Origin of the sequence: Chamaesiphon sp. GL140_3_metabinner_50, from assembly GCF_025361915.1 — a bacterium.
Classification (GTDB): Bacteria; Cyanobacteriota; Cyanobacteriia; order Cyanobacteriales; family Chamaesiphonaceae; genus Chamaesiphon.
On sequence record NZ_JANYJC010000041.1, the window covers coordinates 1 to 11,010 of the forward strand.

An 11,010-nucleotide genomic window follows, 5' to 3' on the forward strand; every position below is an offset into this window, starting at 1 on the left:
TCGCCTACCAATCCGCCAAACAGTCGCCCGACATCCAACCGTAATAACGGTAAATACCAGTGATGAGAAATAGCTTTAGCCGTCAGCGATTTACCAGTGCCCTGAATTCCGACCAGCAACAGCCCTCTAGGGTAAGGAAGACCATATTGACGCGCACGATCGGAAAAGGAACCCCCACGGCGCAGCAACCACTCTTTGAGGTTATCTAAGCCACCGATATCGGTAATCTGTTCCTTGGCGGGGTAAAAATCGAGAATTTGCGTCTGGCGGATCGTTTGGCGTTTTTCGGCAAGTACCAATTCGACATCATCGGGGCGAATCTCGCCGTGGGTGGCGATCGCACGGGCTAAAACGCGGCGAATTCTGTCTGTAGATAAGCCCTGACAAGCCCGGATCAGATCGTCTAATTGCTGGCTGCTGAGGTAGTTTCCCGTCGCTTTTGTCAATCTCTCGATCTCGACTTTAATTTCGGTAGCCGTGGGAAGCGGAAATTCTAACAGTACGATCGCTTCGCTCAGGTCGCTGGGGATGATAATCTGGGGCGAGAGAATGACGATATTTTTCGGTTCGGACTTGAGTTTGCGCGCCAGATTTCGCAGTTTACGCGCGACAGAGACATCTTCAAGAAAGCGATGATAATCGCGGAGAATAAAGATGCCAGAGACATCGGGACTGAGCTTATCGACAAATTCGAGAGCTTGTAATGGGTTCCGTTTCCCATAGCCATTATCGTTAGGATTGCCCTGATAACCATCGACAAAATCCCAAATATAAATCGGGCGATTGCCTTGCTGCTGGGCGACTTTAGCGATCGCACCTTCCACGCGCTCTTCTTCGGTGGTGGGAATATAAATTAGGGGAGATCTCGCCCGTAAAAGTAGTTCAAATTCTGTACTAAAGGTCATATATGGTAGCGAAGTGCTGCGGATCGGAATTTCCCAGATGCGGCTCGATCTATCTGCCTATAGCTTAATACAAACTACACTCGACAAGCTGGGCATCCAGCCACTATTCCCACATTAATCGAACTGGATAGAGCGAAAATACACTATCGGCACTAATAAATAATATATCTTCTGCGATCGCTTGAGCAATTAACAGGCGATCGAATGGATCGCGGTGATGGAGTGGCAAAGTAGTAATTAAATTGAGATGTTCTAACCTTACAGGCAACAATTCCATGCTATTGAGTTTCATTTGCTCTGAAATGAAACTTGCGTAAGGATTACCAAGATTGAGTTTGCCAGTGCTTTGCTTAATTGCCATCTCCCAAACGCTGGCAATGCTCAACAAGATATCATTCCTACCATCATTAATAATCGCAGTTACGAAACTGGGTAATCTGTCGCTGCTTTGAACATACCAAATAAAAACATGAGTATCAATTAAAACCCTCACTCCATATACTCCTTGAATTCTTCTAACGGCTCGTCAAAATCATCTGATACCCAAATCAGACCTTTGGCACTACCAGGTTGACGATCTGGTCTGATTGTGACTATCGGTGTAAATTTAATTGCAGGTCGATCGCCATTAAGCACAATTACTTCTTCACCATTAATAGCAGCTTGGATTAGCTCGTTGAGGTTAGCGGCGGCTTCTGTTACAGATACTTGCATGGTTTAGCTCTGTGACTACACTTTAATTGTAGAAGATTAGCATGTCAGCGCGATCGTCAACTTAGGCACATTTTTCTCTGAGTATAGATAGTAACCGATTGGAACTGGGCATACTGTCTGTGGGTGCTACAAATCATGCTCGTGCAAAAGTAGATCTGCTTGTATTGTAGCGACCTAAATATCAGAAACCCCATTCCTTTCAAACTGAGGCTCAAATCATGAATCGCGCATACATACATACATACATACATACATACATACATACATACATACATACATACATACTTGTTTCACTGACAGCAATGGCTGTTGGGACTAGTAGTGTCAATGCTCAGGAACAATCGAAACCATATTCAATCGGCCCCACGATCGAATTTAGTGGTGGTGGCACATCCTTTGGTATTAAAGGGCGAATCAGCAATCCAGGCGTACCAGTATCGGTCAGACCGATCGTTCTATTTGGTTACACACCCAGTGTTAGCGGTGCTACCTTCAGTCAAGCTGTATCAAATGGTTCGGGTACTCTCAGCGGTTTTGCAAGCCTAACTACCGAGCAGAAACGCGCACAGGTCAAGTTGATTTTTGATATTGCGCTAACCGACCAACAAGCCGATGACGTTGCCAAGCGACTGAGCGCGGCTTTGGCTACTGCACCTGCACGTCGGACTACCGAACAAAATTTTTACATCGCCAAGGCTCAAGATTCTGTCCAACGATACGATCTTGAGAATTTTAAAACTCTCACTCCAGCACAGCAAAAAGCACAGGTAAAACTTTTTGCACCTGCCAATACAACTGATGTTCAGATCGATGCTGCTACGGCTGCTTTAAAGCAAGCTGTGGAGACTCCTGCTGCCAATCGGACTCCCGCTCAGAATCAGACAATTGCGAATGCTCGATTGAGTCTGAATAACGCCGATTTAAGCGTCTTTTCAAGCCTAACTCCCACTCAACAAAGAGAAACGGCGCAAATTTTCTCTAGAACTCCTTTAACTGAGTTAGAAGCTGATGCCTTCGCCAATCAGTTGACTTCAGCACTAAATACTTCTGTTGCAATTCGGACTCCTGCACAGAACGCCATCATCACTACGGCGAATCAGAGTGTTGCTTACGCTGCAAATACAGGTGCAGTAGGTTTTACTCCAGGTTCTGGTGTGGCTTATGGTGCGGCGATTACTTATGATTTTGAATCTGCCGACAAAAAGCTGATGGGATATTTTGGCCCCAGAATCTTGTTCGCATCTGGCTCTAGTAAAGTTGGTAACTTTGATACCAGCACTACCGAAACCAGTATCGGGGCATTAATCGGTGCTGACTATGCAATTTCCGGCGATTTTACTGCTGGCTTAAATGCTACTTACAATTTCTCTAAAAGTGGTACTTTGAGTGTCTCAGGCCCTGGTGGGTTTAGCGGCAGTGCGCCAGTTTCGGGTAATAGTAGCTTTGATATTGGGGTGAGTTTTGGTTACAGATTTTAAAAGTCGATCGGCTTAAATTGTCCGATCTTTAGATGTTTTTAATATCTCCAATGCTACTATAGCCTGGAGATATTTTTTGTCATCGATCGGCAATCGACTCGTCCCAATTGCGATCGATCCGAAATCGAACAGTAAAATCAACCAAATTTTCTGGTACGGTTGCCGATCGACGCGGTAAAATATAGACTGTTCTGGCTATTTAGACCAGTCTTCCGAATTCAGTACCGATCGACAGATAGCAGTAGTGCAAATTACCTTCCTCGGCACATCTTCAGGTGTCCCTACCAGGGCGCGCAATGTTTCTAGTATCGCACTCAATCTGCCGCAGCGGGGTGAAGTGTGGTTATTCGATTGCGGTGAAGCGACTCAGCATCAATTATTGCGTTGCGATGTCAAAATCAGCCAGATTCGGCGCATTTTTGTGACGCATTTACACGGCGATCACATTTTTGGATTGATGGGATTGTTGGCAACTTATGGAATGGCGGGTAGTCCCGATCGCATCGATATTTATGGCCCCAAAGGTTTAGATGAATATCTCCGCGCCTGTCAGAAATATTCGTATACACACTTTAATTATCCGATTAAAGTTCATACGATCGAACCGGGAATAGTTTATCAGGAAGCAGATTTTACAGTCACTTGCATTCCGCTCAAGCACAAGGTTCCTGCCTATGGTTACCGCGTCAGCGAGACCGATCGACCGGGGCGATTTAACTTAGAAAAAGCGAAAGAATTAGGCATTCCATCGGGGCCGCTTTATGGCAAATTAAAAAATGGTGAAGTAGTCACTTTACCCGATGGGAGAGTGATTAACGGTCGAGATTTGTGTGGCGAAACTGAAATCGGGCGCAAATTTGTTTATTGTACCGATACGGTATTCTGTGAAAATTCGATCGAACTCGCCGCCGATGCCGATGTGCTGATTCACGAATCGACATTCGCCCATCAAGATGCCGATATGGCATTCGACAGGCTGCATTCTACCTCGACAATGGCGGCACAAGTAGCTTTAGGTGCAGGAGCCAAAGAATTAATCCTCACTCATTTTAGCCCCCGCTACGGGCCAGGAAGCCCGATTGGGTTGGACGATTTATTGCAAGCCGCACGCGCCATTTTCCCGAATACGCGGATGGCTTACGATCTAATGACTCACGAAGTACCCCGCCGCATCGATAGTTCAATTAAATAATCACAGTATCGTTGGCTACTCCAACGAAAATGAAAATCACCCAATTATTTTCTACCTCCGATCGCTCTGATAGGAAGTTTAATTCCCCTTTGGTAGAAATAAAGTAGAGGAAGCGACAGAAACTCTACACTAAATTGGGCGTTTGGAATTTAAGTTGTGATACTTAAAGTGACATTTTAGCCGCTATTTTCCACACTACCTACTCTCCTGCCGTCGCTCTCCTTCGGTGAGTAAAAATGGGTCACTGCGACATAACCCCCATCCAGTGTGAGTCTAATTAATTAACCAAGAAAATAGCTTTGGTAATCATAAGAAATTAGTAATAGAAATAATTACTTATTCCATCTATTAATACTAACTAATTCAATATTTAATAAAATCGTCCGTTCGGATGAGCTTCGATGCCGATTATTTAAGCTACTGACGATCGAATATCCTCCGATAGTCTGATGTTTTCATCGCCCTTAGTTCGCATTGTTGCTGGTTAAACTGTTTTTGGGCTGGTGTCAATAATCGATCGTTATTGCTAGTATGCATATCCCATTGGACTTCTGCCATCAGAAATAAACTTCCTGCCGTAATAATACCCACGAACAAAAACTGCCAAGCCAGCAGATAAGGCAATAGTGCAATCGCGCCCAAATGCAGTAACCCACTCGCTAAAAATGCCCGCGAACGCAGTCCCCAAGCTGTAACTAAATAGCCGATACCGCTCAGTCCCAACCATAATCGACACAGATGGGGTAACATTACCCATCCACCGCCAAAAATGCCCCAATCGGTCAATAATACGCCGCTTAACATCAGTCCAACCCAGGTATAGACGACCCAGCGCAGTCGCTCTACAGTCACCCAATACCATGCCAGATGACAGGTACCCCAAGCACCAATCAGTGTTAACACCGACCAGAGCATCGCCTGATCTGTCCAGTTGAGGGTTAAAAATTGGGCTGTCGAGAAGATAATCGCAGTAATAATACCCCATAAAATAAAAACTTGGTCGATGCGCGTATAAAAGCCAGAGAATAGTTCTAAATTTTTAATTTTCAGGTTGACGCGCCAAAGTCCTTCGAGATCTTGCACGTCTAAAGCATGTTGTTTGCGGCGAAGAATGGGTTCTGTAGTGCTAAAAGCAGTCATTCTATAGGGCTGGTTGAGTATTTGGATGTGCTTAACTATAGTCTAATTGAGAAGTGAGAAGTGAGAAGTGAGAAGTAAGGAGTCGTAAAAATCCCCTCCTTGGAAGGGTGCCCGTAGGGCTACTGGTCGGGTCACTCAGATCGCGACGTTTGTGGGGGAAGCTTCCCACTCAGAGCTTCGCGCCCCAGTGGGGTGGGTAGATCTTCGCTAAAGCCTAAAGCCTAAACTTGTCTTCCCAAAATAGCTAAATCTCGATCGATCCCGTTGAGTTCGGCGATTTGAGGTAAATAACCCCACTGCTGAAAGTCGTATTTTTTAAAGAGATTGATACTCGGTTGATTGTGAGCGAAAATAAAAGCAACTAGAGTTTTTATCTCTAAACTAGGCGCGCTAGTAATTGCCTGGGATAGTAATTGGGTGGCTAAATGTTTGTGATGAGAATCTGGAGCTACATAGACACTTACCTCGACTGTATGCCGATAAGCATCGCGCCCGTAAAACGATCGAAAACTAAACCATGCTTTAATTTTATCGTCTATTTCTAATACCCACAATGGGCGGCGATCGGGTGTATGGGCGGTAAACCAGTCCATTCGACTGGCAACGGTAACTGGCTCTAAATCTGCAGTTGCCATCCGTCCGGGAATCGAGGTATTATAAATTTCAATAATTTCTGGTAAATCTCCGAGTAGAGCATCACGAATCATTGCGGTAAGGGTAAGGGGTAGATTGTTAAGAAAGACTGAATCTGTAATTATAAGTCTCTAGATTAAATTTACGATCGAGTAGCTTTGTTAGATTTTAGTGATAACTAGATGCTAGAAATGGGGAGTCGATTGAGTTCGGATTGATAAAATCTCCATTTGGGCATAAATGAATCCATAAAAGCGATAAACCGTCGATTGTGGCTGGGTTCCAATAAATGAATCATTTCGTGAACGATGACGTATTCGAGGCATTCGGCTGGTTTTTTAGCTAGTTCTAAATTAAACCGGATCGTGCCTAACCTAGGAGTACAACTTCCCCATTTAGTTTTCATTTTTCTAATAGTGAAACTATTGACATGTAATCCCATTAATTTTTCCCATTTAGTAATTAGCGGCGGGATGGCTGTCTCGATTTGGCATCGATAGAAGTCATCAAATACCGCTCTTTTGGTCTGGAAATCTGCACCTGGACGAACTTGCAATAACATCCGATCGCATTGAAGTTCGAGGTGGGGTGGTGCATCGATTTCAATTAGTCTTAGTAAATAGCGTTTTCCCCAGAGGTAATGGCTTTCGCGATCGATATAAGATCGCGGTGATTCTCTCGCTTGGTTGCGAATCTTTTGCTGATGTTTTTTAATCCAGTTCAATTTAGCGATCGCAAAACCACGAATGGTATCTAAATTCATTCGCAGTGGTGCTGAAATTCTCACTTTACCTGTAGGCGGACAAACACTCAGATGAACATTTTTGATATTCTTTCGCACCACATCGATCTCTATATCGCCTAACTCGATAACGATTTCACTGCTCGTCATTTATGCCTCCACTTTTAACTAATATTCTGGTTGCTGTGAGATAATTAGAAATATGCGCTCGACTGTATCGATATCTTTAAGAATCTCATAAAGTGTGGCTTTAATTTCTTGTTCTTTAGCTTGATTACCGCGCTAATCATCCGATCGCACCTGCTTAATTGCGGTATCGATGTCGATCGCGAGTGCTAATATCTTAATGTCTGGAAGATATGGATTTCCGGTTTCTGCTACTATACCTTGCGATGTAACAGCTTTGAGTGCGAGGTTGTAAAGTGCGAATCTGCCTGGGGTATCGATTTGGGCGGATGTGTCTGCGGCTTTACCAGCGGCGACTTGTTTGGCTAGTGCGGCAACTTGCTGAAGGTAGTCTTCATAGGCAATCGCTTTATCCTTGCGGGCGGCGATAATTTCGTCTAAGAGAGCCGACATTTTTTCGGAATAAGCCGGATCGCCAAGATTGGTTTTAACAATTTTGCTACGGATATTATTCTCGATCGTTTCGGCGACGGCTGCGCGATTGTTTTTGATGCCTTCTGGTAAGGTTTCGATAGTTGCTTCGATGCCAATTTTACCGAGTAAAGTTTTGGTTAGTTTAGATGCGATCGAGTCGCTCTTTACCTCCAGATCTGAGAGAATATTGGCAATCTCAACCGATCGTATTTAATGAAGGCGTATCGATGAGACTTCGATCGACAGTAGCTAGTTGTAAGCTGTAGTAAATTGCTGTAGCAGCAATAAATCGATCGGCAGGATCTTGGTGCGGACAGGCTAATTGACGACTCAAGATCGCAATCGCATTGTTGAGTGGTGCTTCAATGGTTCCTAGTTCTTGAATGGCATTATCGATCCAGGCAATCGGGCTGGGTTGTAGAGAGAGTCGCCCTTTTTCGGCAAGGAGCAAAATTTCCCAGATACTTATGGGACTGAGCCATAGTTCATTTTCGGGGTTGGCGATTGCTGTATTTGGGGTTTGGGGGAGTCGTGGGTCGTCAAAGATGTATCATATCAAGATATGTGTATCGAGAAGGATTTTCATTTAATCTAATTCTACCAGTTAGTAATTCGTGCATCGTGCCGTGTTTGAGAGCTATAAAGGTAAGGATTTTTTTAGTGCCACAGTATTTTAGTTATCGATCGAGTAAGGAGCAGATGCCCTAATAGTTTAGCTAAAATCTCGTCTTTGCTAACTAATCCGATTGTTAATTCGTTCGATCGAATGTTATGGTCAAATTACAGCGATTCATAGGAGATATCCGCACTTTGAAATTAGAAGCACAGTTAGATGAACTAGCCAAATTAGGATTAGTTCTCAATTCTGGGATTACAATCGAAGATCTGTTATATTCTCTCGATCGATCTGAACTCGAACAAGAGCCATTCGAGCAGTTGCTGTTCTTATTTGGGAGTGAGGTGGAGCGCGAACCCTGGGGACGGCGGATTTGCGATCGAGTGTGGAATTTCGATACCGAATGTATCGTCTCTACTGGTGACTACGTAAACATTGTCAAAAACCTGTGTTTGTTAACAGGTAAGCCAGACTATCTCACCGATGTGGTGGACTATATTAATGTGGACTCTACTAATATGACAGCAAGTGAGTGCTGGCTGGAATATACCTTAGGAGATCGCCAGCAGCGTTGGTCGATCGAAGCAAATGATGATTGGGCTGATATGATGACCATTACTTATGTGATGGAAGATTTACAGCATGATGGCAAACAGTTTTATTCAAAAGATAACGGTCAGGCGATGATTTTATTTTATCTCGATCGGGCTACTGCCGATCGGTTAGGCGATCTTTGCGATGAAGATTTGGAACCAGTAATCCCTAGTTAATGTTAATTGAATACTTGCCTAAAAGACAGCGATTGCCTCAATTGAAACAATCGCTGTCTTTAATTATTTATTAGTTACTAACTATCGATGCGATCGAGGCTAAATATCTAAATCCATCAGCCCTAATTTCGGCCCATAAGTTTCGATAAACTCCCGACGCGGTGCCACACGATCGCCCATCAGAATTGTAAAAATTCGATCGGCTTCAGCAGCATCTTGAATCTCTACCCGTTTGAGTGTCCGAGTTTCGCGATCCATTGTAGTTTCCCACAACTGTTTGGGCATCATTTCTCCCAATCCTTTGAATCGCTGAATTGTATAATTAGCATTCGCTGGAAATTCAGCTATTTTTCGTTGCAATTCGCGTTCGCTATAACAGTAATAGTGATTGCGTCCACGCTCTAATTTATAGAGCGGCGGGCAAGCAATGTAGATATATCCTTCATCGATCAATGCGCGTTGATAACGATAGAAGAATGTCAGTAACAGCGTCCGAATGTGGGCACCATCTACGTCGGCATCTGTCATCAAACAAATTCGGTGATAACGCAGTTGTTCGGGTTTAAAATCTTCACCCTTGACACCCAATCCTAACGCCGTAATTAGAGCTTGAATTTCGGTGTTTTTGTAAATCTTAGAATCATCAGTTTTCTCAATATTTAAAATCTTACCGCGTAGAGGTAAAATCGCTTGGAAACGTCGGTCTCGTCCTTGTTTTGCCGACCCCCCCGCCGAATCTCCTTCCACGATGAAAATCTCAGATTCACTAGGATCTTTCGAGCTACAATCTGCCAATTTACCGGGTAAAGTTGAAGATTCTAATACCGATTTCCGGCGGACTAATTCCTTCGCTCGTCTGGCTGCTTCTGCGGCGTTAAAGGCTTGAATTGCTTTATCTAAAATAGTATCGGCAATATTCGGACGAAACTCTAAATATTCAGTCAGAGCTTCAGAGACGATCGCATCGACAATTTTCCGAACTTCGGTATTACCTAACTTCGTTTTTGTTTGTCCTTCAAATTCTGGGTTAGGAACTTTAACAGAAACGATCGCAGTTAAACCTTCACGAATATTTTCACCGCCTAAATTGGCATCGCCTTCTTTAAGTTTATTCCGCTTCCGGGCAATCGAGTTCATGGTACGGGTTAATACCACTTTCAATCCGTCTAAGTGCGTTCCACCATCGATCGTCCGAATATTATTGGCAAATCCCAAAATATTATCGGAATAAGCATCGATACACCACTGAAGTGCAACTTCAACCTGAACTTTATCTTGTTCGCTTTGAATATAAATAATTTCTTCATGAAGGGGCTGCTTATTTTCGTTTAGATAAGCAACATATTCACGAATTCCACCTTCATAATAATAATTTTCAACCTTAGGAACGGTAGAACCCAATAGTTCTAATCGGTAATCGGTAAAACTAATCCGAATCCCGGCATTTAGATATGCTAACTCTTTAAAGCGACCAGCTAAAGTTATATAATCAAATTCGACCGATTCTTTAAAAATCTCGGTATCTGGTAAAAATGTGACCGTCGTACCCGTCCGATTTTCAGGACTCGGCTCGACTTCCAAGCCAGTGACGGCAAAACCCTTCTCAAACCGCTGAGTATGGATTTTTTGATTCCGCCATACTTTGACTTCAACATGTGCCGAGAGCGCATTTACAACCGAAATCCCGACTCCATGCAAACCCCCAGAGACGGTATAACCACCATCGCCAAATTTACCGCCAGCGTGGAGAACGGTTAAGACTGTCTCAATCGTCGATTTCCCCGTCTGCGGGTTAATACCAGCCGGAATTCCCCGTCCGTCATCGACTACCGTGATCGAACCATTGGCATTGATCGAAATATCAATATTTTTGCAATGACCAGCCAGTGCTTCATCGATCGAGTTGTCTGCAACCTCGTATACTAAATGATGCAGTCCTTTTGGCCCCGTCGAGCCGATATACATCCCCGGTCGGACGCGGACTGCTTCTAGTCCCTCCAGTACCCGAATGTTGTCGTCACCATAATCACTGGTCATAAACGATACTCCAATAATGAGTCACAAGCGACTATTTTCTGTGTTGATGATAAATCGTTCCAAAATTATAACACAAATAGGCTATAGACGAATCTAGATAGTTTTGGGAATATTTTTGAGAGCGAGAAGATCGATGTTTATTCTTCTGTTTTCGATCGAGCCGATCGGTTACGAGGAGCTACC

The 11,010-nt window shown here is 43.8% G+C and carries 12 protein-coding genes; 3 read left to right on the forward strand and 9 right to left on the reverse strand.

Annotation, left to right across the window (positions count from 1 at the left end):
• From Q0R35_RS02090 to Q0R35_RS02100, 3 genes are all read right to left on the reverse strand, one after another.
• Positions 1-905, reverse strand: a 905-nt coding sequence (locus tag Q0R35_RS02090) for an AAA family ATPase (protein ID WP_366944801.1), incomplete at its 3' end; no start/stop codon positions are given.
• A 103-nt stretch (positions 906-1,008) separates the two neighbouring features.
• Entirely contained in the window at positions 1,009-1,398 is a 390-nt protein-coding gene (locus tag Q0R35_RS02095; RefSeq protein ID WP_295613986.1) for a type II toxin-antitoxin system VapC family toxin, read from the reverse strand.
• On the reverse strand, positions 1,395-1,619 hold the full coding sequence (locus Q0R35_RS02100; protein ID WP_295613988.1) for a DUF2281 domain-containing protein: 225 nt from the start codon (positions 1,617-1,619) through the stop codon (positions 1,395-1,397). Before Q0R35_RS02100 ends, Q0R35_RS02095 begins: the two co-directional genes overlap by 4 nt.
• A 302-nt stretch (positions 1,620-1,921) precedes the next feature.
• On the opposite strand from Q0R35_RS02100, the gene Q0R35_RS02105 reads away from it, so the two are divergent.
• Positions 1,922-3,097, forward strand: coding sequence for a hypothetical protein (locus tag Q0R35_RS02105; protein WP_295613990.1), 1,176 nt, complete (start codon positions 1,922-1,924; stop codon positions 3,095-3,097).
• 244 nt (positions 3,098-3,341) lie between these two features.
• Complete coding sequence (locus tag Q0R35_RS02110; protein ID WP_295613992.1) at positions 3,342-4,289, forward strand: ribonuclease Z; 948 nt, start codon at positions 3,342-3,344, stop codon at positions 4,287-4,289.
• A gap of 417 nt (positions 4,290-4,706) precedes the next feature.
• Here the strand turns inward: Q0R35_RS02110 and Q0R35_RS02115 are convergent, their stop codons facing one another.
• From Q0R35_RS02115 to Q0R35_RS02135, 5 genes are all read right to left on the reverse strand, one after another.
• A complete protein-coding gene (locus Q0R35_RS02115; RefSeq protein ID WP_295613994.1) occupies positions 4,707-5,429 on the reverse strand; it encodes a hypothetical protein in 723 nt (240 codons plus the stop codon).
• A 221-nt stretch (positions 5,430-5,650) separates the two neighbouring features.
• A complete protein-coding gene (locus tag Q0R35_RS02120; RefSeq protein ID WP_295613996.1) occupies positions 5,651-6,136 on the reverse strand; it encodes a GNAT family N-acetyltransferase in 486 nt (161 codons plus the stop codon).
• A gap of 104 nt (positions 6,137-6,240) precedes the next feature.
• Complete coding sequence (locus tag Q0R35_RS02125) at positions 6,241-6,954, reverse strand: SprT family zinc-dependent metalloprotease (protein ID WP_295613997.1); 714 nt, start codon at positions 6,952-6,954, stop codon at positions 6,241-6,243.
• A 132-nt stretch (positions 6,955-7,086) separates the two neighbouring features.
• On the reverse strand, positions 7,087-7,383 hold the full coding sequence (locus Q0R35_RS02130; protein ID WP_295613998.1) for a hypothetical protein: 297 nt from the start codon (positions 7,381-7,383) through the stop codon (positions 7,087-7,089).
• Between the two features lie 217 nt (positions 7,384-7,600).
• A complete protein-coding gene (locus tag Q0R35_RS02135; protein WP_366944802.1) occupies positions 7,601-7,951 on the reverse strand; it encodes a PIN domain-containing protein in 351 nt (116 codons plus the stop codon).
• Between the two features lie 263 nt (positions 7,952-8,214).
• On the opposite strand from Q0R35_RS02135, the gene Q0R35_RS02140 reads away from it, so the two are divergent.
• Positions 8,215-8,790, forward strand: a complete 576-nt coding sequence (locus tag Q0R35_RS02140; protein ID WP_295613999.1) for a hypothetical protein — start codon at positions 8,215-8,217, stop codon at positions 8,788-8,790.
• A gap of 99 nt (positions 8,791-8,889) precedes the next feature.
• On the opposite strand, the gene gyrB is transcribed toward Q0R35_RS02140, so the two are convergent.
• Entirely contained in the window at positions 8,890-10,827 is a 1,938-nt protein-coding gene (gyrB, locus tag Q0R35_RS02145; protein WP_295614000.1) for a DNA topoisomerase (ATP-hydrolyzing) subunit B, read from the reverse strand.
• Positions 10,828-11,010 lie beyond the last annotated feature (183 nt).